The sequence below is a fragment of the Rhodococcoides fascians A44A genome (assembly GCF_000760735.1).
Classification (GTDB): Bacteria; Actinomycetota; Actinomycetes; order Mycobacteriales; family Mycobacteriaceae; genus Rhodococcoides; species Rhodococcoides fascians_E.
The window spans coordinates 71,319-97,873 of sequence record NZ_JMEX01000008.1 but is presented as its reverse complement, the minus strand read 5'-3'; the positions used below and the strand labels follow the sequence as shown (position 1 = coordinate 97,873).

The window sequence follows — 26,555 nt, the reverse complement described above, 5'->3', positions numbered from 1 at the left end:
TTGCTACCTCCCGGGGTACTTCCTGAGAATCGACGTCCGCGGTTTCTTCGACGTCATCTCGAGCGCTAGCACACGCCGGATCTCGGCCTCGTCACCGTTGCGGGCCACGTTGTCCAGATAGCCGAGGACGTAGTTGACGTTGTGCTCATTCGGGTTGAACGCCGGCCCGTTCCGCACGGCCGGCTCGGCGAGTTTCGGTGCCGAGCCGGGGTCGTGACTGATGCCCATGTTGTAGAGCTGCTCGGCGTGGAACTGGTTTTCGTACGCCGAGAACTGCGACAGGTCGACGAGCTCGGTGGGCTCCGGGTCCGGTTCGTCCTTGTCGACCCACCCGGACGTGTAGTTCATGAGGTGCTGCGGGCCGCGGGGCGGTGGCCGGAACTTCTTCGTCGCCAGTTCCGGATGCCACCGCACACCGCGTTCGTACAGCGTCTCCGACCAGTTGCCCATCGTGCCACCCTCGGGCCCGTCGATCGGTGGCGTGATCGATTGACCCATCATCGGCAGATCGATCAGGACAGGCTGCAGTGCTTGCCGCGGGTTGTCCGGATCGATGTTCTCCGGTGTCGGCAGGGCGGGCTGTGTCATGCGTAATCTCTCCTGTGCGTGAGTGATTGACGGGTTAGAGCACACCGAGGTCCTGCAGAATCCCGAAGAAGTCCTGTAGGTCTTGGAATGCGCGGAGTATCGGATCCTCGGGTTCGCGGGATCCGATCTTGATCTGCCATGCCGGCGTCGTCTTCCGATCCCACGCGAGGGTGAGCTCGGATACCTGCTCGACGAAGATGCGGCCGTACAGCGATTTCGGGCCGCGGATGGTGAATCCGACGCGATCGCCGATCGAGAAGTCACCGAACCCGCGTTCACCGATACGCCACGGGCTGCCGTCGGTGATCGTGAAGGTGCAGCGTGTCTGCTCGCGGGACTCGTACATCGCCGCGCGCTGAGCGATGACGTACGCCAGGGTGTAGGCCTTGTCGGCGCCCTGCGCGAACCTCTCGTGGTAGTGCGACCACCCGAGCCGTTGCGCGCGCTGCGGGCTCTTCCAGGCCCCGAACGCGAAGAACACATCGGTGTACAGCGGAGCCAACAATGCGTCCGCGACCCCGCCGAGTGGAGGGACACCGGGGATCATCGCGGTCAGATCGCCGATCATGGTCACTGCCGCTTTGATGGCCTCGTTGACGCCGGGTGCCGACGACCCGCCTGCGACCGACTGGATATCGGTTGCGGGCTTGTGCTTGAACGACGTTCGGAACGTGCCGGTCTTCTCGGACTCGTAGAACACGACAGCGGGCATCGACGGGTGCGTGCCGCGGTGCTTCGGCTCGAAGTACGAATCGGGGACGTTCGGGTCGGGGATCTGCTCGACGTTCTCCGTCAGACCATCCGAGCCGATCTTCAGGATCTCCGAAAAAATGCCGGAGAAGATGTTGCCGCGGAACGACGTCCCGGTGTTGAACCCGGACTTGTCGACAAGGTCCCAGACGAGGCAGCCGTGACGGAGTTTCGCTCCGGGCCACGGCGGCGGGTCGCCTTCGAGGTAACGGCGCGCGACCCACGACAACTGCGCGTCGGCGACGATCTTCCGGGTCGCCTCGTGGATTGTCTTGAATCGGGAGTGGCACAGCGCCGGCAGTGACCGATCGACCTCACCGGGCAGGGTCGGTTTGACGACCATGCTCCACGTCGATTGGTTGAAGTTGAACCACTGCGATGCGTCGAGCGGATTGTCCGGCAGCATCCACGCCGACGATTCGAGCCGCATGATGTTCGCGAGGAGCGTTGTCTTGCAGACGAACTTCGCGGAGCCGAACGCGAGCCACAGGCGGGGGAACTGCACCTCGGCCGGAAGCCACGGATTCGACCACGCCAGAATGTGTTTCAGGTGTTCGTAGTCGTTCTTGAAGATGACCTTCACGAACGACTTGCCGATCTCGTCGTGGACGAGCTCGAACTCCTCCATCATCCCCGACCAGCGGAGACCGTCCTTGTCGACGGTGATGAACACGTTCGTCGTGCCGCGGGCATCGACGTCGACGAGCCAGTCCGACAGGTAGTAGCCCTCGGGCAGTTCGATTGACCCGATGCCGGTTTCGTTGTCGATGAGTTGGAACGAGGCGGCGTTCTCCTGGGTGCAGATGCCGCGGAGGTTCCAATCGCCGTCCCATAAACGAACGAGCGCCGGCCGTAGCCGACGCTCTTGGTCCGATTTGAGGTTGTCCGTGATCTCTTCGAAGATCCGGTCGTAGTCGAGGTCGTCGACGACTGCTGCTGCTGTCATGATTGCCCTCCCCACGGCCGGGGCCACGGCTGAGGCACGATCAGTTCGATCGACACGCCTGCCGGTGCTTTGCTGAATGAGACGGGTAAGTCGATCGGCCCCATGCCCTTCGGGAACGGGTAGCAGAACTGGATCATCTTCATCCGGTACGAGTAGGGCGTCTTGCTGGCGGTGTTGTACATGCCGCCCCACGCGGCCCGGTCGGTGTCGATCCTGAGGTGCTCGCCGGCGACGAGCTCGGCGAGCTCGACGTTGCGGTGCGCGTCTTCGACGGCCCGGTTTTCGCGATTGTCACCGAACGACCAGTCCGGGACCGTCGGAATGCCGGGGGCGATGATCTGCCACACGGGCCACGTCTCGATGCACGAGTTGTTGCGGACCCTGCGGAGCAGGTCGGTGTTCTGCTTGTATCCCGTCTCCGTTGTGGCGTCGAGAGCGAGAGTCGACGTCGGCGAAGTCCACTTGTACCGCAACGGATCCGAGTACCAGTACGGGTCCCCGGAGATCGTGGAGACGATGCAGCCTTCGCCCTGTGTCTGCTCCGGGTCGTCGAGGAACTTGGTGAGCAGCTCCTTTTCGAGCTGCGCCGTCAACCACCGTCGAGACCTGCGTTTCGTGACCCACAGTTTCCCGGGCCGGTCGATCGCCCAGGCCTTCCCCCACTCCGAGTCGTTGGTCTCCCAATCGAGACCGTTGTAGTCGGAAATATCGACCGAGAATTTCATCCGCCGAGCCGGTACGCGGTGCCCGCCGAAGCGAGCACCGCGCCCGAACGCGGTTTCATTCCAGATCGACTCCATACCGACGTCGTAGAAATTCTCGATGTCGGAGGTGAGGATCACGCCCCGGTCCCCAGCGTTGGGGCCCGTGAGCGTGAACCATTGACCGTCAGGGCTTTCGTACTCGATGACGGTCTTGCTCTTCCGATTGTCGATGTACACGGGCGCTATCCCCTCCGTCCGGTGTTGTAGCCGAGCGCCTTCTCGCGCTGCGCTGATGTGTGCTCGCGCACCGCTTCTCGTGCACTGTCGACGTGGTAGTGCACGTGCTCCTCGACGATGGGTCGAAGCTCGTCGACGGCCGCAATGAGACCGCCGAGCAAACCGCCCGGGCTCGACGACAATCCGAGATCCGAGAGGAACTGGTCGACGTTCGCCTTCGCGAAGTCCGTCCCGATCGCCCCGACGTCCTCACCGGTCGGCCCCTGGTACTGCTCATCCACGGACCCGCCACCGAGCGGAGCACTGTCGGGCGGAGCGACGTCGGCGATAGACGTCGAATTCATCTGCGCACCGTCAGTGGCCATCGGATCCACCGGAGCCGAGAACGAACCACCTGATGCCGGCCAGTTCGTGACCCACACCGGCTGCGCGTCACCGCCGGCGATCTTCACCTCGCCGGCGTTGCCGCCACCGAAGGTGCCGCCGATACCCGTTGCTCCACCACCACCGCCGCCGCCGGACAGCGAGCCTCCGCTGCCGACCGAACCGGACGGCATGCCTGCGAACGACCCACCACCGGCGCCACCCGACACGTTCGGGTCACCGCCGAGGAAGAACTCAGGAGGCAGATGCGCGTGATCGGTGAACATCGAGTCGGCCGCGCCGGCAGCCATGCCACCGACCTGACCGTCACCGCGTGCGCCACCCATCTCGACGTTCGTTCCGTCGGGCAGGGTTCCGGCCGTGTGGCCGCCGTACGGTCCGCCGTTGTACCAACCGAGGTTGAACGAACCCGCCGGCCCCAGACCAGGCTTGAACCCGCGCGCGGCGAGCTCCTCGGCCTGGTTGCCCGTCGCGAACCTCGAACCGAACGGATCCCGTCCGACTGCGAAGTTCGCGAGTGCCGACATAGCGCCCGAGCAATCGCCCCAGTTGACACCGCCCCAGTCGTAAACCGCTCCTTCCAAACCGTTTTCGCGGGGGAACTTGTTCAGCTGGTCGGCCGTGACGAGACCGCCGTCTGCGAATCCGAGGAGCGATCGGAGGTCCAGCACACCGGAGACGATCGGGTGATCTTCTTCGATGCCGACCTTCGACAGTGCTCCGTCGTACTCGCCTCGAGTGGCGAGTGCACCGAACCCGCCGACCATCGCGTGGAGGAATCCAGGCGACGGCACCCACCCTCCTCGAATCGCTTCGAGGAGCGGCATTGTCGCGTCGTTGACACCCCGTGCCGGGACGACGAACTCACCGTTCGACAGCCGAGCCAGGATCGAGTCGCTACGCGAGGTGCCCGGACCTGACACCGGACCGCCGTCACGGAAGTACGGCAGGTCCGGCAGCCCGAGGGTGAATCCGTCCCACTTGACCGGTCCCACGGAGAACCCTGGGATACGGAATTCGAGGGAGTTCCACGCGCGGATGATCCAGTTGATCGCGCCCTTGAACGCGTTCTGTATTCCGTCCCACATTCCGGCCGCGGCCGAGGAGATCTTCCCCGGGAGGCTGGTGACGAACCCGACCATGTCGTTCCGCTTGCCGACGATCCAGTCCTTCACCTCGCCGGCCTTGTCGCCCATCCAACCGAGGGCGTCACCGACAGCGGAGATCCCGGTCGACAGGGCGCCGTACAGCCAATCCCACCCGGTTTTGATCGCATTCCACGCGCCGGTGACGATTTTCTGCCCGATCTCGGTCTGGGTGAAAAACCAGATCAGGCCACCGACGAGAGCTGTAATCGCGATGACAATGAGACCGATCGGGTTCGCGGATAGTGCAGCGTTGAAAGCCCACTGCACACCAGTGGCGACCGCTGTCGCGCCGCGCGCGATTCCCGATGCGATGGTGTAGGCGCCCAGTGCAATGGTGTTTCCTGCCAGCGCTGCTGCGCCGGATCCTGAGGCGACAGCGGCGATCCCCTGCCCAACGGCGTAGCCGACCGCTGCGACGCGCGCCGCGACATAGGCGGCTGCGAGAACACCCAATCCGACCGCGAGGCCCTGTGCGACACCGATGTTGTTCTGCACCCATGTAGCGGCGGATTCGAGTCCCTCCATCAATCCGCCTTGAAGTGACCGTTTCAGCGATTCGAAACCAGCGGCCGGCCCCTCGGTAAGGGTGGCGCCCATCGACGAGGTGGTCCCCTCGAAGTCACCGATCGCGGAAGCTCCGTTGCCGAGCTGCCCAAGGAATTCGGGAATCTTGTTCTTAGATAGATCTTCTAATGGTGTGCCGAAGATCGCGACAGACGCCGCGGCCTGCTCGGTTGGGCTCTCGATCTTCTGCAGTCCGCCGACAATCTGATTGAAAGCTGATCCTGCTGCCTCTCCTCCGGCAAGCAAGTCTGTTGCCATCTGGGTAGCGTCGAGGCCGAGACCTTTGATCGCGTCTTGAGCGGCGACGTCTCCGATGTCAGTGGCCCGGATGATGAATTCTTTGATCGAGTCGCCGGCCTTGTCCATGGCGATTTGGCCGCCCTGCGCGGCGTTCACGACGACGCCCATCGCGTCTCTACCGGACATACCCGCGGCCGCGAACGACACGGCGTATTCGTCCATGACCGGCAGGATTTCGCCGCGCATTGCGGCGGGGACGGACTGCATTCCCTTGGCGAGGAGATCGAACGCTTCGACGCCGTCTTTCGCGAATCCGTTGCGGATCATGTTGTTCACGGTTTGCGTGGATTCGGCGACGTCGACACCGAAGGTGTCCGACAGGACGATTGCGGATTTGGTGAGCTCGCCGATGTAGGCGGATCCGTCGTCGGTGAAGTTTCCGAGGGTCGACGCGACCGCTGAGATTGCGGTGTTCACGTCCTCCATCGAGCCGCCGAAGTTCTGCGACCAGAGCTCACCGGCGAGCTGTCCGGCCATGGCCGATTCTGCGGGATCGAGTCCGAGCTGCGCGGTCAGGAGGTTGTTTTGCGAGTCTGCGGCGATGGCCTGGTTTGCGAGTTCCATGGCGGATCCGACGCCGGCGGCTGCGATCGCCATTGCGCCGAGGCGCTTAGCGTTGTCGTCGATGGAGCTACTGAACCTGCCGAGGCCTTCCCGGAATCGACTGGTGCTCTGCTCGGCGTCGTCGGTGGCGTTGGCTGCGCGCTCCTCCGCGGCGGCGTGATCGTTCTGGGCGCGGGTGACGGCTTCGGTGGTGCGGAGCGCGTTGCGGTTCGCGGTCGCGAGACGCTCGACTGCGGCGGTGTACTGCGATCCGCTGGTGATGCCACGTTCGCGGAGCTCGTTGACCTTCTCCTCGGCTACGCGGACCTTGCCGGCGGCGTCGGCTTCCTTGTCGCGCGCTTTCGCGAGCGCCGAGGATGCCTTCTCGACGTCACCGCGGGCCGCCTCCACGCCCGAAGCTGCGGCACGGCCTGCGTCCTGTCCTGCCTGGCGGCCGGCGGACACGAACGGCGCGAACCCTGCTGTGAGGTTCCCGCCGATACCTTGCATCGACGGGATGATCTGCAGGGGTACATAACCGATCGCGTCCGACACGGGACCACCACCAATCTCTATTCAGTTGTGCCGCGGCCTTTCCGGCCTGCCAGCTCGCGTTTGCGTTTCGCCTTGATGCGTTTCGCGCGGATCCGCGCGCGGTCTGCGGTTTCGCGGCGGTCGACGCCCTGCAGATGCTTCGGCGGCTTCGGCGTCAGCGGGTATTTCTTCCGCGTGAGGGCCTGCCAGATGTGCGACAGAATGTAATCGTTGTCGGTCCACCGGGGCTTGCCGTCGTTGTAGTGCTTGACGATTCGGGACGTCGGCGGGAGTTCCTGGATTCTGACCCAGATCTCCCGGATCGTGAGTCGCCGGCAACCGTCCTCGTCGAACCTCCACCGATCCGAGTAGCGGATCCGGTGGTAGCGGGACAGGTCCGCTTCCACCAGATCCGCGTGTTCCTCGAGGAATCGGAGGAGGTTGATCAGTTTCCCGTCGACATCTCCACGACGGCCCTGTTGATCGTTTCGAACAGGTCGCGTGCCTGCGGGTTCGTCAGGCGTGGGTGAGCGGCGCGGAGCTTCATCGACTGTTGCGGCCCGAGAAGTCCGATCAGGCCGACGGCGTGATTGCCAGCGGCGAGGGGCTGCGTGACAGTCCAGAAGTCCCACTCGTCAGGGTCGGCGACGATCTCGAATTCGAGCTTCTCCCACGTGACGGTGATCGTTTCGACGCCCTCGGCCTCACGCTGCGCGGCGGACTTCTTGTGGTCCTGCGGCTGCTTCACTCCGGCGGGCTTGTGCGGCTGCGCGCGCTTGGCGGGTGCGCGGCGCGTCGTCGACTTCTTCGCTGGTGCACGCTTCGATGCGATGTTCGTCGGCTCGTCTACTTCGCCGTCGATCACTTCGGTGCTCTTACGTGTGGTCATGGTGTGCGGGTTCTCCTTCGTCAGATGTGTTTCCAGTTGCGGCGCTTCACGATGTCCGCGACGCCGCCGATCGATAGACCGAACTTCGCTGCCAGTTCGCGGTAGGTGGTTGCACCGGTCGCGTAGAGACTGCGTAGTTCGAGCACCTGCCCCTCAGTGACCCGCGCGAATCCGTTGCGTGCACCGAGGCTGATTCTGTTGCGGCCCTTCGTCATCATGTCTCTCGTGTTGTCCACAGGATCTCCGAGAAACAGGTGATCGGGGTTGATGCAGGGCGGGTTATCGCAGGTGTGCAGGACGCGCTTGCCGTCCGGTATGGGTCCAACGTGCACGCGGTAGGCGACGCGGTGCGCACCGTCTTTCTGCCCGCGAACGGTCGTCCGGCCGTAGCCGTCCTTGTCGCGGTACTCGACCCATTCGAGGCAGTCGGCGAACTTGCCGGTGCCTGGTTGGCACTTCGACATAATGCGGTCCCGCACGCTTTCAAGCGTTGCGCTATCCATCAGCGCGCTTGGTGTGCAGGCCTTGCCGGCGGACGAGCGCCGGTGCGACTGCGAGGGTGAGTGCGCGCACGTCTTCTTCGGACAGGCGGGACTCGGTGAGTTCGTCGTGGAACGCGAGGAGCTGCTCGGCGGTGGTGCCGTTCGGCTGCGCCTTCGCGGTCGCGGCGAGTTCCTTGTCGGCTTCGACGACGGCCGCGGCGAGCTTCTTACGGATGCTCGGCGGGTAGTTGCCGGCGTCGTCGGTTGCGAGCCCCAGGCGCAACGCTGCGGCGCGTAGCGCGGACTCGGGTGGGATTGCTGGCATGCGGGTTCGTTTCTGTCGGTGTGCGGGCTCTGAGAGGGAGACAGGCGGCGCGGTGAACCCGCACAGGAACCCCGCGCCGCCTGTCGTCTATGCGCCCCTCGGCTTGCGGGCGGGCTTGTCCTCGACGACGTCAGCGGCCGGTTCGACCACCTCGCCGTCGACGGTCTGGATCGGTGGAGGGTCCGCGGTCACCGTCTCGGTGACGCCTTGCTCGGCGACCGGGGTCAGCTCCTCGGGGGCCGGGACCTCGTCGGCGGGATTCTCCCGGTCGAGGTACTTCGCGACCTTCAGGTCTTCGACGAGGACCTTCGCGGAATTGTCGTCGACGGCGATCTGCTCGCCGGCCTCACGTTTACCGCGTGCCTCCGTGTATTCGATTCGTACAGCCATGATCTACGCGGCCTCCAATGCCTGGCGATCGAACACGTCGTCGGCGCCATCCGCGAACACGTTCGCGTTGACTTCCCACTTCGTGATGTCGGTTTCGTTGCGGTTGTTCGCCGGCACCCACAGACGGGACCGGCGTGTGGTGAACAGACGTTCCTTGTCGTCGAGATCCGAATCGGTCTCGAACGCAAGCCACGCGTGGACGGGCTTGGGCATCTTGACCTTCGTCGCCGTCGAGCCCGGGAAAATGATCTGCTTCGTCACGGCGTTGTTCTCCAACGGCGAGAACGTCCGAGCGAGCTCGAACTGACTTGTACCGATGCGGATCAGGCCGATGCCCCAGCCGTAATGCTTCGTCTCGTTGGACGAGCGTTCCTCACCGAAACCGTCTTCGCCGTCGAGGATGCCGACCTCGGGCCAATCGGTTTCGTCCCAGTCGTCGTCGATCGTCAGCGGAAGGTCGGGTCGAGTCAGACCGAACGCGACACGGACGGACGCGTTGATCCAGATCTTGGTGTTGTCGGGATTGCGCACAGCAATAGTCCCCTCTCGGGTTGGGATGATGAATCGGGAATGTGCGGGTTCGACCCACCCGAGAGACGGGCAGGGGATCGAGCGAATTACACCGTCGCGGTGCGGATTCGCGTGCGGGCAGTGAACGAAACCATCTGCCCACCGGTTCGGGAGTCGCGGGCGTCGAGCAATGATGCGCCGGGAAGTACCTGAGCGATTCCGGGGATGCGCTGAGTCAGGACCAGGCCGAGGCAGAGTCCGGCGATGCGCCGTGCCTCGTCGTACCCGGCCGCCCACACAGTCACGCGGAGCTGCGGCTGTGTGGTGATCGGCCAGTCCATCGGGCCGGAGTCGTCGAACACGCCGACGTGCGGCGGATGCGCCGTCGTCCACCCGTCGAGTAGCCCGTGCCCGACGGTGACTCCGGCGCCGAACTTCGGCTGGTGCTCGTCGTAGAACTCGACGATCGGGCGGATCAGTTGCCCTGGGGTGCGGAGCTCTTCGGTCATCGCTGGCGCACCTCGAGCCCGACCCGCGCGGCGGCGCGTGTGAGTGCACCGTCGCGGGCCTGCGCTTCGGCCGGCACCCACACACTCGCTGCGGAGCGGTCGGTGCTGTACTCCTGCACTTCCATGTCGTCCTCGTCGACGTCCTCGATCGCGCCGGCAATGCTCCGCGCCGTCTGGTTGACGAGCGCTGCGACCGACGGCCACTTGAGGATCTCGCCGACGACTGCGCGATTGAGCTGGACGCGAGGGGTTGCCATGCGATCACCCACTCTCGTTCGATGCGAGGACGACCATTCCCCTGCGGCGCGTCCGCGGGGACCGCCAGTCGAGGACCCGCACCGAGTACTCCTCGCCGCGGATCTCGATCCGGTCGTCGTCTTGGACGTTGACGGCGCCGACGAAATACAGGGTGAACTTGACGGTCTCGCCGTTGCGGCCTCGGTCGCGGTATTCGTCGTTGGCGCCAGGTTCGACGGCGTGTGGGTGCAGTGGGACGCGGGACGTGTCGGCCGGTAGCGGGTTCTGAAATCGGTCGAGGCCTCCACCGCGGCGGACGCGCGTGACGAGTTCTCTCACGCGCGACCACCGACCACGTACTTCGCGAGGGCGGCCCGGGCGGCACCCGACAATGCGGTACCTCCCTGCGAACCCTGCCATTCGAACGGCCCGATCTTCTCGGGTAGCTCGTCCGGCTGTGTCGCGAGGTTCTGCGCGACCATGTCGAGAACGACGCCGATGACGACGTCGGGGATCTCGGGGAACCCGTGGGTGAGGTCGACCAGGACGGCGCGTTTCCGTTCGGTCCATGGCCGGCCGCTCACGAGCTCGCCGGTTTGTGACCATTCGACGTCGCCGACTTCGGTCTCTGTCGGGTCGTCGATTCGGAGGATCGTCCCGGACTCGGACACGAGGTGCACGTCGGTGACGTGCAGAGACGGCAGGAGCAGAGTCCGCCGGCCGTTGCCGTCGACGACGAGCGTCTGCCGGAACGATGGGGCGATGTGCCATCCGCAGTAGTCGCGGATCGCGCCGATTGCCTGGTCGAGTCGGTACTGCGTGAAGTCCTCAGCGTCCGTGAACGCCTGGAACTCTTCGACGGTGACGATCGGCCCCAGCACGGTGGGCTCTGCTCCTGTCATTACTTCGTCTCCACTCCCTGCGACGCGCCCGCGCCGCCGGTCTCGTCAGGCTGGCGGGCCTTGTTCCGTGCGGCCGGCGCGGTCTTTTTCGCCGGTGCCGCCTTCTTCGGTTCGGTTGCCTCGGTCGACTTCTCGGTCACCGCGGTCGCCTCCTCCTCGGTGTCGCCGTCAGCCTCGGTCACGTCGCCGGCTGCGGGCGGGGTGCCGGCCGACTCGGTCTCGGTGGGCTCCGATGCGGTCGATACGGGGATCGTGCCGGTCGTCGACAGCACAGTCGTGGCGTCTTCCTGCTCGACCTCTGCGACGACGGGAACGACCCGACTTGGCTTCGGGGCCTCGTCGGACCGGTACCGGATCCCGTCGATGACGACCATCTTCGGCTTGCGTGCAACCATCTCGATCAGACCTCCGCACCGATGACGACGAGACGGTTCGGCTTCCAGATCGCCTGCGCCGCCCGGAGTTCCGCACGGACGTAGACCATGTTCCGCTGCGCGTAGTCCTTGTGCTGGTTGAAGGCCTGCACCGTGAGGCCCTCGCGGTCGAGGAGCGCGATCTGCTTGAAATCGCCGAGGATGCCCTGCTCGATTTCGAGGCGATCCGAGGTGACGCGGGGGCGGCCCCAGAGGGTGCCGGGGCCGGCGCCGAACGGGCCCTGCCCGTAGAACCGCTCGTTGGCGTCCTGCAGGAGGTCGATCGCCTCTTCCATCTCCGGGGAGATCAGGACGGCGTCGACCTTGCCGCCGACACCGCGGCGGGTGACGCGGGTGATTCCGCGGCGTGCGGCCTTCACGAACGCCATCGCGGCGGCCGGCGAGATCTCTCCGCCGGCGACGTCGCCGGCGGCGTAGTCGACCTCCTGGACGCCGGTGGTGTTGAGCAGTCCGCGGGGGACGCCGTTGACACCGGTTCCGTTGAGCAGCAGTTCCTCGATCACGTTGTCGATCGAGTACTCGAGCTCGGAGTCCATGTACGACGCGAACGCCGGACCGTCGGACAGGAGCTGGTTAGTGACGTCGTAGCCGTCTGCGTAGGTGTAGACCTTCGCGTCCTCGATCGAGGTCTGGAAGTCCGACAGCGGCTTCAGTCCACCCTCTGCGACGATCGCGGCGTTGCGGGTGACGGACTGGACCTGGACGTACTCGAAGTTGCCGCCGGTCGTTCCGCGGGCGATCAGGTCGAGCAGCGTCAACCGGTTCCGGTCGACGAGATCGACCATCGGCATGCGCACGGGCTGGATCCGCGCCAGGTCGACGTTGAGCGTCGCCTTGCGGCCAGCGAAGTAGTCCGCCATGCTGCCGACCTTGATGCGGCCGGTGTCGATCGGCGTGCCGTTGCCGACGCCCGACGGGTGCGCCTTCTTGAATGCCTTGAACTGGTCGGACTTGGTGAACCGCTCACCGTAGGACTTGCGGTCCCGGACTGCGATCCGGCGGCCGCTCTTCACCGCGTCGGCGGTCGACTGGTCGTCGTTATCGTCGTCGTCTCCGCTGTCGTCGGAATCGTCGTCGTCCGAGTCAGCGTCGGCGGCGTCGTCCGAGATGCCCTTGAGCTTGGCGGCGATCTCGTCCTGCTTCGCGATTTTCTCGCGGAGCTCCTTGATGTTGTCGGCGAGCTCGCCGGCCTCCTTCAGCTCCTCGTCGGTGAATTCGCGTTCGCCGCCGATCTTCTGGAGTTCGGACTTACGTGCGAGCGCCTGCTTGAGTAGTGCCCTGAGATTCATTGCGAGTAAGACCCTTTCGTGTGGTCAGTCGGAGAGTGATAGCCGTGCGAGCGCCTGGGCGGTTCCGTTCGACGACTCCTGGGCGGACGACTTGGCGGAGGGATCAGCTCCGCTGTCGCTGGCCGGGTCGTCGGCGGCGTGGCCGGTCTTGCGGGCGTTCTTGCTATCCGGCGTACTGCCGGAAGATTTGTCGTCGGGCGTCGCCGACGCGAGTACTGCACCGATCGAGTCGTAGGCCTTCTGCAGGCTGTCGAAATTGGTTTGCGACAAGACGCGGCCGGTTTTGAAATGCCGGGCGAGCTCGGCGGATTTGACCTCAATCAGCTCGGTCTCCTGGTTCGCACCGACCAGCGTCGGCCCGACCTCGAACAGGTGGAGCTTTCGGAGCTCGAAAACCTCGTACTTCTTGCCGGTTTCCTTGTCCTCCCGCTCAACCCACCCAGCGTCGAGAATGTCGTACGCGAACGACGACTGCGTGACGCGCCGTCCCTTCAGGAGCCGGTACACCTGCTCCGCTTTGGGGTTGTTCTCGAGGTCGATCTGATACAGCGTCTCGAGTCCCTTCTCGGTCTCGGATGCTTCGAGGACTGTCCCGATGTGGGAGAACGGGTCTCGCCAATCATGCGACCAGATCGCCGGGATCGGATCGCCCGATTCCTTCCACGCTTTGAGGTCCTCGTCGAACGCTCCGGGCATGACGACGTCGCCGTAGCTGTCGACGTTGCCGAACACCGACACGACGGCGAGGACCTGGCCGTCCTTCAGTCCGTCTGCGCTGCCGGCGGCTTTCACCTTGGTCTGGAATTCCTTGACGTACATCAGACCTCCTCGGTCGTCGGTGGTGCCGAATCTTGCGGCGAGGCTTGCCCACCGACGAGAACGTTGAGCGGGGTGATCAGTTCATCGCCGCCCTCGATGGCCGGCAGGTTCATTCGCGCGCGGCCCTCGTTGCGGGTGAGCCACGGACCGCCGATCGAGGACTGCATGATGCGGGCTTGCTCCTCGAACGAGCCTTTGAGCTTGGCCTCGATGTTGGCTTCGACGTACAGCGGCTTACCGTCGTTGAACCGCGGGACGATGTGCGCGTTGATCGACTGCTCCCACGCGAAGATCCACGGACCGAGCGAGTCGCGGTACAGCATTTGGCGGAACGACTCGACGTTCGAGTACGTGCCCTCCCGGGCGCCGACGAGCTCCGGGGCGATGAAGTACGCGGAGGCTGTCTCGGCGTCGGTGAGCTTGCGGCCTTCCAAGTCGAGGGTGTCCTTGGGGCGGAACGACGTGACCTCCTTGACGGTCATGCCGTCTTCGAGGACCGGTGTTCCACCCTCGGCGCCGCCGCCCTTCTTGAACGACTCCCACTGCGACTTGAAGCGTTTGTAGCTCTCGTCGGTCCACTTCGCCTCGGCCGGCCGCTCGATCACCTGCGGGATCCGCGCTGCGTTCTTCCACACCGACCGTCGATACTCGACAGCCTCCGACGACTCGGCGAGGATCTCGCGGAGCGTCTCGATCGGCGAGAGCCCGTTGTCGCCGCGCGGTGAGTAACCGACGTCGAACATGCAGTCCGCCGGATCGAACTCCGTCCGCTCGCCAGCCTTTGTGTTGTAGCGGACGGTGTGAATGTTGCCGAACTCGTCGGCCTTGAACCGGACCCGGCGAGCGGGTAGCCGGGTAAGCACAAGCTCGCCGGTGTCGGGGTCCTCGTGGCAGGTGACGCAATAGCGGTCGTAGAGGAGCTGATCCATGATGACCGCCCGCCAGAAACGGATCGGTGTCATCCCGGCCGCCGGCCGGCTCAGCATCGCTGCGAGCTTGCCGTCTGTGATGCGCTTGCGGTCGTTGTCGTCGATCCGCTCGAACAGGTGCATCGGGATCGTCGAGATGTTGCGGGCGATGAACGTCGTCACCTTGCGGACACTCGGCTGATTCCTGAACGCGCGGCCGGGGTTCATCTCGCCGGCGAGATCGTCGAGGGGGAACCCGGGATCCATCACCTCGACTCCGCCGGCGCCGTACTCCCGCTCGAAATGCGAGCCGAGGGCGCCGAGGGTCTGGAATACCGCCATCAGTCACCCACCGCCTGCACGTACCGAACCGACGAGCGAGCGATGCGGAGATGCCCGTCGACGGCCTTCGGTGCGTCGACGCCGGCCGTCGCCTTGCGGATCACGAGATACGAGCGGCCGGTGCCGGCGAGAGTGCCGACGATCGTCGCATCTTCGAGCTGCACGACGACCTTCTCCCCGACCAGGTCTCGCAACTCGTCGCGGCGCCGGCCCCGGTACGCGAGCACTGCTGCAAGCACCAGGATTGACGCGGCGATAATGACGGCCTCGGCCATTTCGAACCCCTCACACGATCATCAGATCGTTGTTCTCGTAGTAACTTTCGTTGGGCGGAACCTCGTCGATCGCGCGAGAGAGAGCCATGATGAGAGCGGCCACGGCGTCGATCTTGTCCGCGGCCTTCGCCTTCGACGGCTTCACGTTGCCGGCGTCGTCCATCGCTACAGCGAAGTTGTCGACCATCCAGCGGACGGCCATGTTGCCGCCGTGCCGAGTGACCGGGTTCTCCTCGGTGCCGAGCAGCACCAGGCGTTGCAGTTCCTTCGTCGGCGACGACATAGACGCGTAGCCCTGACCCATCTGGACCAGCGGCGCCCCGTCTTTCACGAGGTCGTTCGCGAGCTGTGTTGCGTTCCATCGGTCGTACGCGATCTCGCGGACGTCGAACTGGTCTCGGTCCTTCTGGATCGTCGCCCGGATGAAGTCATAATCGGCGACGTTGCCCGGGGTCGTCGTCAACCATCCACGCTTGACCCACATGTCGGCCGATCCGGCGGTGCGCCGGTTCAACCAGTCGAGGTTCTCCTCCGGGATCCACGTCCGCCACAACATGTCGTAGCCGCCGCGCTCCTCGTCCGGGAACACCCAGCACAGCGACGTAAGGTCCGACGTCGCGCCGAGGTCCAGGCCGCCGTACGCGGCGCGGCCCTTGAGCCGGACCTCGTCGACGATCGACGCGTTCCGATCCCACGCACCGAGGTTGATGTACTTCGCGGACTGCTTCGTGCGGATCCCGAGGTGCAGTCGCAGGTACGACGACAGTTCGATCGGCGAGTTCTGCGCCTTCTTCGCGGCGGTCCGCAGGAACGAACGTGTCGGCGACACACCGAATCCCGGGTTGGCTTTACGCTGCGTCTCCTCCGAGAACGGATCGTCGGATTCCTCGGCGCCGAACACCACACCGTACGTCGACGAGTCCGTGAGTACTCCGCGGGCGAGCTGCTCGACGATGGTCCGCTTCCGGTCGTACGCGGTGTCCTTCTTGCCCTCGTCGGCCGTGGTGATGAACACGATCAGCGGTTGCGAGCGGGATCCGGTGCCGGTCTCGATCGCTTCGACGAGCTCGTACGTCTTGTGCAGGTGCAACTCGTCGACGACAGCTCCGTGCAGGTCGGCGCCATGCTGCGCGTCACCGACCGACGCGACGACCTGAAAATACGATCCGGTCTTCGGGTGCGTGACCCGATCCTTGAGCGGCTTCACATGCGGACGGAGCGACGGCGACTTCTTGCAGATGTCCTTGATCGGATCGAACACGAACCCGGCCTGCGCTTTATTCGTCGCCGCGGCGATGACCTGCGCGCCGGCCTCACCGTCGGCCGTGGTCAGGTAGATCCCGATACCGCCGGCGATCGTCGACTTCCCGTTCTTACGAGGCAGGTCGATGTACGCGTTTCGGATGATCCGCACGTACTGCTCGAGATCCTCGTCGTACCGGATCCACCCGAAGATCGGGGCCACGATGTAGGCGACCTGCCACGGGTCCGGGATCAGCGGCTTGCCGGCCATGCGGCCCTTCGTGTGGCGGAGCCGGCGGAACACGTTCATGACCTTGTCGACCCGGTCCACGTCGAACCGTGCTCCCGGCTCGTCCCGCGGCTCGGGTGTCTTGATCAGCGGCGGGCAGTCAGGCAGCGGGATACCGCGCGAAACCAGGTAGAACGCGACCTCGGGCGAGATCTTCAGTGCGGCGAGCTCATCGGCGTCCGGGATCTCTACGTCACGCGAACGGGTTTTCGTCGTCATCGGTCGAGCCCTCGGTCCGACCCATTCCGCCGGACAGCTTGCCCTCCGCCGACGGCGTCAACCCGAACTCCTGCGCCCACCCTCGGAGCTGATACGCGGCGCGCTCGGCGACGGCCATAGCTGGATTCTTTGTCTGCCATACCGATTCGGTCCCGTCCTTCCGAATCGAGCGGTTCTGAACGACGATGCCGTTCTTCCGAACCTGGCGGATCGCGTCGACCCACGTCGCCCACGTCTCGCAGTACGCGGCGAGCGACGATCGATCCTCTTCCTTCGTCAGATCCAGACGCGACAGCCCCGGAACGATCCGACGCCACTCCGCCTTCGCCTCACGGGACAGCCACGTCGGCGGCTTCGGAGGGATCCGCCGGAAGTCCGGCGGCGGCGCAACCTTCCGGCCGCCCGAATCGAGGCCTTCACCGCGGCCGTTGAGCAACCGGAGCTGCGCCGGCGCCTGCGCTGGACCTGACATCGTGACCCCCTTCGGGTTGATACCCCCCATGCGCCCCAACCTGAGCGCGCACACGAAGCGCCACCGAGTCGGGCTCCGCTGGCTGTTTGCGTTGTGATCCAGACGCCCCTATGGGGTGGGTGTGCTTGGCAGGGTGGCGGCGAGGAGGACGTCTGCGATGAAGCCTTCGCGTTGGGATGCGTGGACGTTGTTGGCGACGGTCTGCACCAGCGCGGCACCGAAGAGGGCGCGGGCTGCGGTCTCGCGGGCGAGGGATGGCTGTGAGTGCATCAGTAGCCTTCGACGAATCGGAGGACCAAGTGCTTGCCGAGTCGGCCTTGCACTAGGTGGAACTCGCTGAGACTGCCTGTGATGCGGTTGCCGTCGCGTTCGACGCTGAGGTTGTAGTCGAATTGCGGGCTGGCGGGGGTGGCGTCGTCGACGATTCGGTTGGCGATGGGGTGCGCCTCGCCGAGGGTTATGACGAGTGGTTCGTCTGCGCGCCAGCCTTCGTCGATGTCGCCGACGAGGTTCCACTGTGAGTCCCAGAGTCGGACGTGGGTGGCGCCTGTGTGGGGGCGGGCCGCTCCGGGTGTGGGGATGCCGCGGACGGTGATCTCTTCGGCGAACAGGGAGACGGTGACGGTGCCCATGGTGCTGTCGGGGTCGGCGTTGGCGGTGACGATGGGGCCGGGTGCGGCGAGCATCCATGGCAGGCGTGTGTTGTCGACGTCGACTGTGCTCGCGTCGTAGTCGACGGTGATGTTCTGCGCGAGTGTCTGTGTGTGCGGGTTCTTGGTCATCGGTGCTTCTTCCGTTGTCGTCCGGCTCGGGCTTCGGTCTGGGTCTTGTTGTCGTGGTGTGGTTGGCAGAGGGATTGGTAGTTGGCGGGGTCGTAGAGGTCGCCGCCTGCTGCTCGGTTGTGGATGTGGTCGGCTGTGACGGCGAGGCGTGCGCATCCGGGCCATTGGCAGATGGGGTGGTCGGCGAGCTGCTTCTCGCGGATCTTCTGTTGTCGGCGGGTGGTGCCGCTGTTGCCGTAGGAGGATCCGCGCCAGGGTTTCCAGCAGCGGGGGCAGTGCGCGCCGGTGAAGGCCTTCGAGCACTTGGGGCAGAGGCGGGCGGGTGCGTGTGGCATCAGCGATGGGAGGTGATCTCGAACCGGGCGAACGATGCTTCGTTGAGTTCGCGGAGGGAGGCTCGGCATGCGGTGCAGCGGCGGGACTCGTCGTGGGTGCCGCGTGTGCATCCGTCGGTGATGCAGCGCCAAGGTTGTCCGCGCTCGACCATGGTCAGGCCTTCTCGTAGGTGGCCTGGAAGGACTGGTCGGTGAGTGGGTGTATGCCGTTGGCGTTGTACACGAGCCACATACCGTCTTGCACGCCGATCCATGTGCAGTCGAAGTCCATGAACAGAACACCGGTTATTCCGGGCTGCAAAAGCCGTTGGAGGTTGGTGTCACCGACGGCGTCTCGGGCGACTTCGTGATCGTTCATGTCGAGGAGGGGGATGAACAGTTCGACGATGGCGTTGGAGCCTGCACCGTGCGCGGGGCGTTCGCTTCGTTGACGTTGTCTCCTGTCCAGCGCAGTGCTTGGACGTGTTCGGGCTTGGTGCGGTAGGTGTTTTCGTCGGCCATGTGCGTGGCTCCTCGGTGGGGTTACATTCGCGGTCAAATTTTGACCGTTGATGTTGCATTGGGCTGAGTAAAATCACTGTGTGCCGGTTTTAATCGGTGAGGGGGTTCCCGGTAGTCGTCAGCAGCTCGGCGTCCCCTGAAAGTGCTCAGGGGCCGATGGGTTGCTCTGCTTGGATTCCCAATGGGCGCGTAACGGAAATCAGGACCGTGCCGTGGGTGACTTTGACTGGCGACTGCCGGGAAGTTTTCGGATACAGGTGTCTCCGTGCGGACCATTGTTGCACCTCGCGCGCGTGCGCGCGTGCATTGGGTTCGTGCTTGTTCCTTTGCGTAACAGCGTTTTACGCGCTGTGCGGGTAATTCCCTGTTAGGAGTTGTTGGTATTTCTGCCATTGCTTGGCGAGTTCGATTCCGTCGCCGACGCGGTAGAGGGCTTCGGCGTTGCGGTGGATCCAGAAGTCGTAGCGTTCGCCGTGCCAGAGCCATTCGCGGGGGCGGATCTTCTTTCGGTGGGCCCATGATCGGAATGTGGCGTCGGGGATCTTGACGCCGATGATGAGCTCGATGTGCTCGAGGACGCCGTATCGGGAGAGGTTCCAGTTGCGGACTTGGTCCATCAGGCCGTCGCGGATCTCGCGGGCGTCGTACAGCGATTTGCATTTACCGCATTGGACGATGGGTGCTTCTTGCTCGGCGGTCATGATGGATCCGCATTCGGCGCAGGGGCCGCGGTATGCGAGTGGTGTCATTCGGTCGATGGTGCGTTGGGCTTTGGCGATGAGGGCGCGGAGTGTTTCGTACTTGTCGATGGGTTGGTTGAGGGTGCGGAGCCAGTGGGGGTGGTGGGCGAGCCAGACGGCGGCGATTTCGGCGGGGGTGGCGGCGGTAAAGCTGATTGCGGCTATGTCGGTTCTGCGGCCGGCGCGGAGTTCGTCGACGAGCTCGACGATGTAGCGGCGGTTGGGCCGTAAGCCGTGGCGGTCGCAGAGGGTGATGGCCCAGCGTCGGAGGGTGTCGTCGAGGACGTCGAGGAGGCTGCTGTCAACGGGCATGCCGTTTCGGTCGAGGCGGATGGGGAGTTGTGTGTCGGCGTCTTTTCCGCCGGCGCGTGCGCGGCCCATTCGGTCGAGGCGCGCGCGGGTGACGGTGAGTTCTGCGACGAGCTCGGGGATGGTTTGGAGGTCGGTGGCCATGTTGTGTGCGCAGGTGGTGCACATGGGGTAGCCGTCGGTGACGGGGCGGCTGCAGCGGCCACATTCGACGGTCATCGGCGTTTCGCGATCGCTTGGGCGACTGCGATCGTCGGGACGGACTCGAATGGCGCCAGGGCGAGGCCTCGGACACGTGCAAGGGTGGCGCGGGCCTGGATGAGCTCGATAGCCATCATTTGCAGGTATCCGTCGTGGTCGTCGTCGTAGTAGACCGGGAAGTTCCACGGTTCGTTCGACCACTCGGTGAGCTGTTCGTCGGTGGGTCGTTTCGCTGCGTCACTCATCGGGTGTCCATCCGTCGAGGTCGCCGCGGAGTGCGTGTGCGGCGATGGTGAGTCGTTCGTGGTAGCGGCGTGGTGTGTTGCGGATCCGGCGGATTCGGCGTCGGATCCGTTCGCGGCGTGTGGGTGGTGTGAAGATGAAGTTTTTCGGGCCGCGGAATTTCAGGAATGCGGTAACGACGTCTTCGAGCTCGACGTCATCAGGTACGGGGATTTCGAGGTATCCGTCGACGGGGTGGCGCGTGAAGTTCTCGCCCCAGGCTTCGTTGTAGGTCATCGGTGTCGTCTCCTGGTGTTGCGGCGGCGTTCTCGGCCGGGGTTGACGGTCCACATGGGCGGTTGCTCGGGTGTTGTGGCCGCGGCGATTTCGGGCGGAATATGATTCGCGTCGTTTTCGCCGACGGTGACGGTCCAGGTGGCCTCGAGAATTCCCCAGTCGAAGAAGAAGCTCGCCGAGAATGGGTTCGGCAGGCCGGGTTGTGGTCGGCGGACCGTCCATGTTTGGCGGTCGGCGTCGAGGTAGTTCGGCGGGATCGGCCCGGTCGTGTCCATGGTGGCGTCGACGTACTCGGGCAGGGTGCCGGTGACGCGGTAGTTCAGGCCGGATCGTTGGCCGTGGCGGTCCCAGGTGACGTAGAACCCGTTGGCTTCGTACGTGTAGGCGGGGATTACGCGTCGCCGGGGTACGTACAGCCATGGGCGCGGTTCACGCTGAGCGTAGTCGTTGGGCAGGAACGGGTTTGTCCACGTGAGGATCTTCGACATGCGCTCGTACGCTTCGCGGTGCTCGTCGATCTCGGTGAACGTGGTTCGTGCGCCGGACTGGCCGCCGCACCAGTCGTACGGGCGGCCGTGCAGCGATTCCGTGTAGTTCATCAGGCCGCCGAAGTGCGACGCGAACGAGATTCCCTCGTTGACGGACATTCCGCTGACTGCGCCGGACATGAGCTGGTCGCGGTGTGCTCGTGCGTCGCGCGTCGACCAGCTTTCATCCCAGGTGCCGCCGAGGGCTTCGATCTGTGAGCGGAGGCTCGCCAGGTCGAGGAGGTTGCGATAGAGCAGGTCGACCCACGGTGACCGACGCGGCGGCGTGTAGCGGGGTCGTGGTGCGACGACGCCGATGTTCGACCACGCGGATAGGTCGAATACGTCGTCGGTTGGCAGTGGCGTCCCGAGTGGTGCTGTGTACAGCGGGGTCTGGATCTCGCGGGTGACGTTCGGGAGGTAGCCGTCGGCGTCCCGGGCCTCCTCGAACGGGCCGGGGCGTCGTGGCCCGATGAATGTCGATCCGGGGCATCGCGCGTAGTAGCCGCCCGGCTCGGCATGCCACTGCCGGCCGCAGTGTGGGCATGGCGGGGTGTCGGGTCCTTCGATGCCGGAGCCGATGCAGTTGCCCTCGGGTAGGCCGTGCCATTGCCGTGTGCAGCGCGGGCATTCGGGGTAGTCGGGGTCGTCGTAGTCGTATCCGCCGATGGGTTCGCCGGCGTCGAGCTGCTCGTCGATGAGGGCGTCGATCTGGTCGATGACGGACTGCTCCGGGTTGCTCATCGGGGGGTCCTCCATGTGACTGACACGTCGAATACGCCGGTGGTTTTCTCGTCGGCGGCTGCTGCTTGGCAGGAAATCTTGGTGCTGTGCGGTAGGTCGTATTTCGCGTGGTCGGCGGGCAGTGTGCAGTAGCCGATGACGGATTCGGATACCAGTGCGGTGAGGTGGTGCTCGCATGTCTCGATGCGTTCGACGGACTGCTCGGGGTTACTCATGGTCGATCTCCTCCGATCGGCCACGTGACGCCGGCCGCGGTGCGGTGCGGTTTCGGATGATGGTGGTAGTGCTCGATGCAGGGGTCGGTCTCGCCGTAGTCGCCGCAGGAGACGGCGTGGCACCAGACGCACCGCCAGTACGTGCGGTCGAGGTTCGGGTTTGCAGGGTGCTGCACCTCGTGCGGCCGATAGTCGTGATCGACGCCTGCAGCAGTGCACAATTCGGCGTTCACGTCGAGACCGGTTATGAGCTCGTCACTCATCGGAGTTGGCTCCAATCGACTCGGGGTGCGTAGTGGCAGGGCAGTTCGGGCTCGTACCAGCCGAGGTGCTGGCTGATGATGGTTGCGATGGCGAGGCCGTCGGATCGGTTGTCGTCGCCGTTGATCGGCGCTCCGGGCCACAGTTCGCGCATGGCGGCGAGGACTTGTGGTTTCTTCGCGGAGCCGTCGCCGGTGGCGAAGATCTTGATCGCCTGCACGCTGATTCCGACGACGGGGATGCCCTTGCCGGCGAGGTAGTGCGCGAGCTCGAGGATGAGCGCGCCGCGTTCGACGAACAGGCTCGCCTGCTTGGGTGTGGGGTTGACCTGTGGGAGGAGTTCGATGCCGACGGCTCGGGTGCCGGCGGGGAGTTTCCGGAGGATCCGGTCGCGTTGCCGGCGGACGCGGAGGGCACGCCCGACTAGAGACACGTCTTCCGGGCGGCTCTCGCCGACGGTGACGAGTTTTGGGACGTTCGGGGAGAGTGCGGTCGCAGGATCGTGGATTTGGGCGATTCCGGCGGCTGTGAGGGACGGGTCGATACCGACGACGATGCTCACTCGACACCTCGGAGGCCGGGCGCGGGCACGTCGTCGATGATCTGCACGGTCGGGCACGGCCAGACGATGATTGCGTTCTCGTCGTCCGGGTCGGAGTTTGAGCAGTACGTGCAGATCGGCCCGTGGTGGCCGTATCCGAGCTGGCACTTGTCGCAGTCAGCGTCGTGGCACTGCCACTCGCCGTCTTGGTCGCGCGTGTGCAGGTCGCGAATTGCCGCCAGCTTGCGAGCCTGAGCAGAATCGACGATGACCCATCCGAGCTCGTCGAGATCTCGCACGACCGACTCGACGCACTCGGCCGAGCTCGGGACGTGTGGTGCAGCGGGCCAGTCCCAGTCGAGCGCCCGGGCGAGGGCGTCGTTGGCGCTCACTTGCCGGCCGCCTTGACTCGGACGGTCACGGGAATGTCTTCCCATTCGGGTTCGGCTACTTCGAACAGTCCGTCGTCGTTCATGGTGAGGTTCTCCTCGGATGCCATGCGCTGCAGTCGTTGTGCTCGTTTGGTGCGGCGTATGTGGGCGGGCATGTTGGTCAGTTCGTGGCGGGTGCCGTCGTAGTCGACGCGTTGGCACGGTTGGCCTTTCGGCGCTCCGCAGTCCCGGCACGGGATCGTTTCGGCGAGGTCTTTCTCGGCGAGCTGCTCGAAGTCGGGGTTACGCACCGTCGCCGTCCTCCGAGATCAGAGCTCGCCAGTCCTCGATCGACATCGGTGTGTGGTCGCAGCGGATCGCCGGGAGGTCGTAGTCGTGGACGTCGCGGGGTTCTTCGCGGATGCCGTTGAGATCGCACCACTCGCAGTCGTCGATGACCTGCCGGCGGGAGAGTTTCGCGTCGGCGGCCCGATGCGCTTCCCAGCCGTCGGCGCGCTTCCGGGCGTCGCCGCAGGCGCGGCACGGGGCGCTGGTGCCGTTCGGGTGGATCGAGCAATTCGGGGAGGGCTTGAAATCCGAGGCCGGCGCTTGGTGACCTTCCGTACTTACTAAACCCCCTAAGGGTGCAGGGTGTAAGTATGCAGGTGTAGGTGCAGGGGATCCGGACCGATTTCGATTACCGATCTCGCTACTTGATGTTTCGGTGTTCCCGACCGCATTCGGATCGGTGTTCGGGACCGTATCTGGATTACCGATCTGGACCGCATTCGGATTACCAATCGGGACCACAATCTGATTGGTGTAATCGACCGTGTTCAGGTTCGGGCGGGACAGCAATTTCGACAATCCATCCCTCGTGTCCTTGTGCGTCCACGACGAATAATCGGGGTGCTCCTTCTTCGCCTGCTGCACCTCCGACACGATCGCCGCCCGGAGCTGACGGGACGTCGTTTCCGAGTAGCCACGGACGACAGTGGACGCCATCTTCGGGTTCTTCAGGAGCTCGTCGGAGCGGATCAGAGTGCGGACCATAAACTCTTCGGTGTCGACGTCGAACAGGGCGTAGGAGCGTTCCTCGAGGAGTGCAGCGGCCGCGGTGATTCGGTCGATCGTCATGTCGCCGGCCTTGCGTACGAGTCGCTTCGGGCGCCAGTCTCCGACGCCAGCGTAGTTGAGTGTGGGTTCTGGGATGAGGACGCGGAAGTACAGCCATTGCGCGTCGGCGGTCAGCTCCTCGAGGTCGTCGTCGTCCGCGATGTTGATGCGGATCCGAGCGAATTCACGTGGCATTAGAGCGTTCCTCCTTTCGGGTGGTGTGGTTGCGGCGGTATGCGGTGACCATGTCCCTGCGCTGTTCACCTGTGAAGAGGGCGCCGAAGTTGATGATGGGTAGGCCGAGACCGGAGAACAGCATGTCGTTCAGGTAGTCGACGGTCTGCTGTATGACGTCGTCGAGCTCGCCGCTGAGGAGGATCCTCCGGGCTCGCCGGCGGTGTCCGCGGACCTTCATCCGCGGGAAGTGCTCCGGGGTGCGGGGCCGCTGTCCTGAGCTCATGCGAGGCTCGCGATCTTCTCGGTCATGTTGGCGACGTACGTCTTCCGGGTGCCGGGTTCGATGCGTCGGTGGTACGAGGTGTGGTCGCCGGTGCGGTAGCCGTTGAACTGCTGGCTTGCGCGGGTGTAGAGGTCTCGGACGGCTTCGCGGTTGCGCCAGTCGACGCCGATCTGTTGGAACTGCTGCAGTCGGATCTTGGTGGCCATGCCGAGGCCCCAGCCGACGAGGTCGGTGAGGCTGAATCCGTCGGTCTGGTCGGCGAACGTGCGGAGCGGCGAGTCGGCGTCGCAGAACGGGATCATGTCGGCGGGATCGTTGGCGCGGAACACGGGTGCGGCGGTGTGGATCAATCGGTTCCCGGCGACGCCCCACTGCTGCTGCCGTAGGTCGCGGCGTGGGTTCTTCGGGTCGGCGATGAGCGCGACGCCGACCATGCGCCGCTTCGCGTCGAGCAGCGGGCCGTGCACAGCGCGGCCGATGCGGTCGGCGAGGTCACCCATCGAGTCAGCGCCGGCCGAGTAGCCGGCGAGAACGAAACGCCCGGGCGCACGGGAGATCTCCCCCATCGCGAGCGAGATCGCTTCCTCGCGGGTGCGTATGTACGCCTGCCCCAGCGGGTTCGGGATCGGCCCGTACTCCGAGCGGTGGTTGAGGTGCACGACCCGAAAGCGATTCTTCGGCAGCGGATCCGTGACGAGAGACAGCGTCGTCGGAACGCCGAGACCCTCACCAATACCGCGGGCACAGACGATGGTGATGATTTCAGCGCTCATCGAACACCTCCACGGGGTCTTGGTCGTCGAGGTTGAACTCCTCGAATTCGCCGCTGAGCCCAGGGCCCGAGGTCGGGCTGTAGGGGTAGCCGCTGATGGCGATCGTCGTCCACGCGGTGCTGTGGGTGACCTTCTGCAGCACTCCGGCGACGTGGGCGAGTACTCCGTTGGGGTACTTCCAGTAGAACTCGATTCGGTCGCCGAGGTTGTCGTAGTTGAGCTCGCCGGCGGGGCTGTAGGGGCTGGTCTCGTCGTTGATGTATTTGACCGCTGCTTCGTGGTCCGAGTGGATAGGCATCAGGCGAACACCTCGTCGAAGATGCGGCGCGCGAGCTCGGCGTCACCCATGGCGGTGTGAGCGTCCGCCAGATCGATCTTGATACCGAGCTGCTCGGCGGCCTTCCCCATGCCCTGCAGCCGGTTCTCGGGGAGCCACTGGACGCGGCCGGCAACGAGGTTCTCCACGCACACCGGGCGGTGGCTCCACGATGGGCACAGGCCGTGCCAGCGCATCCGAGTTTCGAGGGTCTGCATGTCGAACGACGGGACGGCGCCGACGATGGTTGCGCCGCGGGTCCAGCGGTCCACGATGTGCATCGCGGCTTCTTCGGTGTACAAGTCGAAGAACGGCCCGTCGACCCAGCTAGGCCGCCCAGCGGAGGGCTCGGTGCTGTCGACGACGGTGTCGGTGCTTACCGCGAGGCCGTTCTGCCGTGGGTGGCGTTCGTAGAATCGGCCGATCTGCAGCGAGAACGGGTCAGCATCGGAGAGGTCGACGCCGTCGATGAACATGCGGATCTTCTCGACTGCGTCGGGGTTCGGTGAGTCGGGTTCGAGGTCTGCGAACTCGTCGACGCGGATCATCGCGATCTCCCACGGGAGGCGGGTGTCCCCGCGAAGGGAAGTGGTTTCGGTGTCCAGGAATACAA

40 protein-coding genes are annotated in these 26,555 nt (G+C 64.9%); all 40 read right to left on the bottom strand.

The features are described from left to right. Positions 1 to 3: 3 nt before the first annotated feature. Complete coding sequence (locus BH95_RS12605; RefSeq protein WP_037182595.1) at positions 4 to 588, bottom strand: phage gene 29 protein family protein; 585 nt, start codon at positions 586 to 588, stop codon at positions 4 to 6. Positions 589 to 622: 34 nt separating this feature from the next. Further along, complete coding sequence (locus BH95_RS12600; RefSeq protein WP_037185124.1) at positions 623 to 2,284, bottom strand: Gp37-like protein; 1,662 nt, start codon at positions 2,282 to 2,284, stop codon at positions 623 to 625. Continuing rightward, positions 2,281 to 3,225, bottom strand: coding sequence for a hypothetical protein (locus BH95_RS12595; RefSeq protein WP_037106144.1), 945 nt, complete (start codon positions 3,223 to 3,225; stop codon positions 2,281 to 2,283). The genes BH95_RS12600 and BH95_RS12595 overlap by 4 nt, the downstream gene beginning before the upstream one ends. 5 nt (positions 3,226 to 3,230) lie before the next feature. After that, positions 3,231 to 6,719: a hypothetical protein gene (locus BH95_RS12590; RefSeq protein WP_037182591.1), complete on the bottom strand. Its 3,489-nt coding sequence runs from the start codon at positions 6,717 to 6,719 to the stop codon at positions 3,231 to 3,233. A gap of 17 nt (positions 6,720 to 6,736) precedes the next feature. Beyond that, on the bottom strand, positions 6,737 to 7,105 hold the full coding sequence (locus BH95_RS12585; RefSeq protein WP_037182588.1) for a hypothetical protein: 369 nt from the start codon (positions 7,103 to 7,105) through the stop codon (positions 6,737 to 6,739). A gap of 38 nt (positions 7,106 to 7,143) precedes the next feature. After that, positions 7,144 to 7,587, bottom strand: coding sequence for a hypothetical protein (locus BH95_RS12580; protein ID WP_037182585.1), 444 nt, complete (start codon positions 7,585 to 7,587; stop codon positions 7,144 to 7,146). 20 nt (positions 7,588 to 7,607) lie between these two features. After that, on the bottom strand, positions 7,608 to 8,066 hold the full coding sequence (locus tag BH95_RS12575) for an HNH endonuclease (protein ID WP_157773087.1): 459 nt from the start codon (positions 8,064 to 8,066) through the stop codon (positions 7,608 to 7,610). Positions 8,067 to 8,082: 16 nt separating this feature from the next. Then, positions 8,083 to 8,394 carry a hypothetical protein gene (locus BH95_RS12570; RefSeq protein ID WP_037182581.1) on the bottom strand — a complete coding sequence of 104 codons (312 nt, stop codon included), beginning with the start codon at positions 8,392 to 8,394 and terminating at the stop codon, positions 8,083 to 8,085. Between the two features lie 87 nt (positions 8,395 to 8,481). Continuing rightward, positions 8,482 to 8,784, bottom strand: a complete 303-nt coding sequence (locus BH95_RS12565) for a hypothetical protein (RefSeq protein ID WP_037182579.1) — start codon at positions 8,782 to 8,784, stop codon at positions 8,482 to 8,484. 3 nt (positions 8,785 to 8,787) lie between these two features. Next, positions 8,788 to 9,315, bottom strand: a complete 528-nt coding sequence (locus tag BH95_RS12560) for a hypothetical protein (protein WP_052059148.1) — start codon at positions 9,313 to 9,315, stop codon at positions 8,788 to 8,790. Between the two features lie 86 nt (positions 9,316 to 9,401). Next, a complete protein-coding gene (locus BH95_RS12555) occupies positions 9,402 to 9,803 on the bottom strand; it encodes a hypothetical protein (RefSeq protein ID WP_052059149.1) in 402 nt (133 codons plus the stop codon). Next, entirely contained in the window at positions 9,800 to 10,060 is a 261-nt protein-coding gene (locus tag BH95_RS12550; RefSeq protein ID WP_037182577.1) for a hypothetical protein, read from the bottom strand. The genes BH95_RS12555 and BH95_RS12550 overlap by 4 nt, the downstream gene beginning before the upstream one ends. Before the next feature lie 4 nt (positions 10,061 to 10,064). Beyond that, positions 10,065 to 10,379 carry a hypothetical protein gene (locus tag BH95_RS12545; protein WP_037106161.1) on the bottom strand — a complete coding sequence of 105 codons (315 nt, stop codon included), beginning with the start codon at positions 10,377 to 10,379 and terminating at the stop codon, positions 10,065 to 10,067. Continuing rightward, on the bottom strand, positions 10,376 to 10,942 hold the full coding sequence (locus BH95_RS12540; RefSeq protein ID WP_037106164.1) for a hypothetical protein: 567 nt from the start codon (positions 10,940 to 10,942) through the stop codon (positions 10,376 to 10,378). Before BH95_RS12540 ends, BH95_RS12545 begins: the two co-directional genes overlap by 4 nt. Further along, positions 10,942 to 11,337 carry a hypothetical protein gene (locus BH95_RS12535; protein WP_037182574.1) on the bottom strand — a complete coding sequence of 132 codons (396 nt, stop codon included), beginning with the start codon at positions 11,335 to 11,337 and terminating at the stop codon, positions 10,942 to 10,944. Before BH95_RS12535 ends, BH95_RS12540 begins: the two co-directional genes overlap by 1 nt. Positions 11,338 to 11,342: 5 nt before the next feature. Beyond that, positions 11,343 to 12,665 (bottom strand): phage major capsid protein, encoded by a 1,323-nt coding sequence (locus BH95_RS12530; protein ID WP_037182572.1) that lies wholly within the window; start codon positions 12,663 to 12,665, stop codon positions 11,343 to 11,345. Positions 12,666 to 12,689: 24 nt separating this feature from the next. After that, positions 12,690 to 13,484 carry an HK97 family phage prohead protease gene (locus BH95_RS12525; RefSeq protein ID WP_052060056.1) on the bottom strand — a complete coding sequence of 265 codons (795 nt, stop codon included), beginning with the start codon at positions 13,482 to 13,484 and terminating at the stop codon, positions 12,690 to 12,692. Further along, positions 13,484 to 14,734 carry a phage portal protein gene (locus BH95_RS12520; protein WP_052060055.1) on the bottom strand — a complete coding sequence of 417 codons (1,251 nt, stop codon included), beginning with the start codon at positions 14,732 to 14,734 and terminating at the stop codon, positions 13,484 to 13,486. The genes BH95_RS12525 and BH95_RS12520 overlap by 1 nt, the downstream gene beginning before the upstream one ends. Then, positions 14,734 to 15,009, bottom strand: a complete 276-nt coding sequence (locus tag BH95_RS12515; protein ID WP_037106175.1) for a hypothetical protein — start codon at positions 15,007 to 15,009, stop codon at positions 14,734 to 14,736. The genes BH95_RS12520 and BH95_RS12515 overlap by 1 nt, the downstream gene beginning before the upstream one ends. A 10-nt stretch (positions 15,010 to 15,019) precedes the next feature. Further along, positions 15,020 to 16,759, bottom strand: coding sequence for a terminase large subunit (locus tag BH95_RS12510; protein ID WP_052060054.1), 1,740 nt, complete (start codon positions 16,757 to 16,759; stop codon positions 15,020 to 15,022). Continuing rightward, positions 16,734 to 17,231: a phage terminase small subunit P27 family gene (locus BH95_RS12505; RefSeq protein ID WP_037106412.1), complete on the bottom strand. Its 498-nt coding sequence runs from the start codon at positions 17,229 to 17,231 to the stop codon at positions 16,734 to 16,736. Before BH95_RS12505 ends, BH95_RS12510 begins: the two co-directional genes overlap by 26 nt. A 108-nt stretch (positions 17,232 to 17,339) precedes the next feature. Then, positions 17,340 to 17,501 (bottom strand): hypothetical protein, encoded by a 162-nt coding sequence (locus BH95_RS28760; RefSeq protein WP_157773085.1) that lies wholly within the window; start codon positions 17,499 to 17,501, stop codon positions 17,340 to 17,342. Further along, positions 17,501 to 18,013, bottom strand: coding sequence for a hypothetical protein (locus tag BH95_RS12500; RefSeq protein WP_037182570.1), 513 nt, complete (start codon positions 18,011 to 18,013; stop codon positions 17,501 to 17,503). The genes BH95_RS28760 and BH95_RS12500 overlap by 1 nt, the downstream gene beginning before the upstream one ends. Next, positions 18,010 to 18,348, bottom strand: a complete 339-nt coding sequence (locus tag BH95_RS29545; RefSeq protein WP_037182568.1) for an HNH endonuclease signature motif containing protein — start codon at positions 18,346 to 18,348, stop codon at positions 18,010 to 18,012. Before BH95_RS29545 ends, BH95_RS12500 begins: the two co-directional genes overlap by 4 nt. 154 nt (positions 18,349 to 18,502) lie before the next feature. Beyond that, positions 18,503 to 18,706: a hypothetical protein gene (locus BH95_RS12490; protein ID WP_037182566.1), complete on the bottom strand. Its 204-nt coding sequence runs from the start codon at positions 18,704 to 18,706 to the stop codon at positions 18,503 to 18,505. Beyond that, complete coding sequence (locus tag BH95_RS28755) at positions 18,703 to 18,849, bottom strand: hypothetical protein (protein WP_157773083.1); 147 nt, start codon at positions 18,847 to 18,849, stop codon at positions 18,703 to 18,705. Before BH95_RS28755 ends, BH95_RS12490 begins: the two co-directional genes overlap by 4 nt. 341 nt (positions 18,850 to 19,190) lie before the next feature. Then, on the bottom strand, positions 19,191 to 20,117 hold the full coding sequence (locus BH95_RS12485) for a hypothetical protein (protein WP_037182563.1): 927 nt from the start codon (positions 20,115 to 20,117) through the stop codon (positions 19,191 to 19,193). Beyond that, entirely contained in the window at positions 20,114 to 20,344 is a 231-nt protein-coding gene (locus BH95_RS12480) for a hypothetical protein (RefSeq protein ID WP_037182561.1), read from the bottom strand. The genes BH95_RS12485 and BH95_RS12480 overlap by 4 nt, the downstream gene beginning before the upstream one ends. Next, positions 20,337 to 20,618, bottom strand: coding sequence for a hypothetical protein (locus BH95_RS12475; RefSeq protein WP_037182559.1), 282 nt, complete (start codon positions 20,616 to 20,618; stop codon positions 20,337 to 20,339). Before BH95_RS12475 ends, BH95_RS12480 begins: the two co-directional genes overlap by 8 nt. After that, the gene (locus tag BH95_RS12470; RefSeq protein WP_037182556.1) at positions 20,615 to 21,889 is read right to left on the bottom strand and encodes a hypothetical protein; all 1,275 of its coding nucleotides are present in this window, start codon (positions 21,887 to 21,889) and stop codon (positions 20,615 to 20,617) included. Before BH95_RS12470 ends, BH95_RS12475 begins: the two co-directional genes overlap by 4 nt. Then, complete coding sequence (locus BH95_RS12465; protein ID WP_037182554.1) at positions 21,886 to 22,104, bottom strand: hypothetical protein; 219 nt, start codon at positions 22,102 to 22,104, stop codon at positions 21,886 to 21,888. The genes BH95_RS12470 and BH95_RS12465 overlap by 4 nt, the downstream gene beginning before the upstream one ends. Continuing rightward, entirely contained in the window at positions 22,101 to 22,367 is a 267-nt protein-coding gene (locus BH95_RS27815) for a hypothetical protein (RefSeq protein WP_052060053.1), read from the bottom strand. Before BH95_RS27815 ends, BH95_RS12465 begins: the two co-directional genes overlap by 4 nt. Beyond that, on the bottom strand, positions 22,364 to 22,927 hold the full coding sequence (locus tag BH95_RS27810) for a hypothetical protein (protein WP_052060052.1): 564 nt from the start codon (positions 22,925 to 22,927) through the stop codon (positions 22,364 to 22,366). The genes BH95_RS27815 and BH95_RS27810 overlap by 4 nt, the downstream gene beginning before the upstream one ends. Beyond that, complete coding sequence (locus BH95_RS12455) at positions 22,924 to 23,298, bottom strand: hypothetical protein (protein ID WP_037182552.1); 375 nt, start codon at positions 23,296 to 23,298, stop codon at positions 22,924 to 22,926. The genes BH95_RS27810 and BH95_RS12455 overlap by 4 nt, the downstream gene beginning before the upstream one ends. Continuing rightward, positions 23,295 to 23,588, bottom strand: coding sequence for a zinc finger domain-containing protein (locus BH95_RS12450; protein WP_037182550.1), 294 nt, complete (start codon positions 23,586 to 23,588; stop codon positions 23,295 to 23,297). The genes BH95_RS12455 and BH95_RS12450 overlap by 4 nt, the downstream gene beginning before the upstream one ends. Next, a complete protein-coding gene (locus BH95_RS12445) occupies positions 23,581 to 24,588 on the bottom strand; it encodes a hypothetical protein (RefSeq protein WP_037182548.1) in 1,008 nt (335 codons plus the stop codon). Before BH95_RS12445 ends, BH95_RS12450 begins: the two co-directional genes overlap by 8 nt. Next, the gene (locus BH95_RS12440) at positions 24,578 to 24,853 is read right to left on the bottom strand and encodes a hypothetical protein (protein ID WP_037182545.1); all 276 of its coding nucleotides are present in this window, start codon (positions 24,851 to 24,853) and stop codon (positions 24,578 to 24,580) included. Before BH95_RS12440 ends, BH95_RS12445 begins: the two co-directional genes overlap by 11 nt. Further along, positions 24,850 to 25,626 carry a hypothetical protein gene (locus BH95_RS12435; protein WP_052060051.1) on the bottom strand — a complete coding sequence of 259 codons (777 nt, stop codon included), beginning with the start codon at positions 25,624 to 25,626 and terminating at the stop codon, positions 24,850 to 24,852. Before BH95_RS12435 ends, BH95_RS12440 begins: the two co-directional genes overlap by 4 nt. Then, positions 25,616 to 25,924: a hypothetical protein gene (locus BH95_RS12430; protein ID WP_037182542.1), complete on the bottom strand. Its 309-nt coding sequence runs from the start codon at positions 25,922 to 25,924 to the stop codon at positions 25,616 to 25,618. Before BH95_RS12430 ends, BH95_RS12435 begins: the two co-directional genes overlap by 11 nt. Continuing rightward, positions 25,924 to 26,555, bottom strand: a 632-nt coding sequence (locus BH95_RS12425) for a hypothetical protein (protein ID WP_208601170.1), incomplete at its 5' end; no start/stop codon positions are given. The genes BH95_RS12425 and BH95_RS12430, both read right to left, overlap by 1 nt.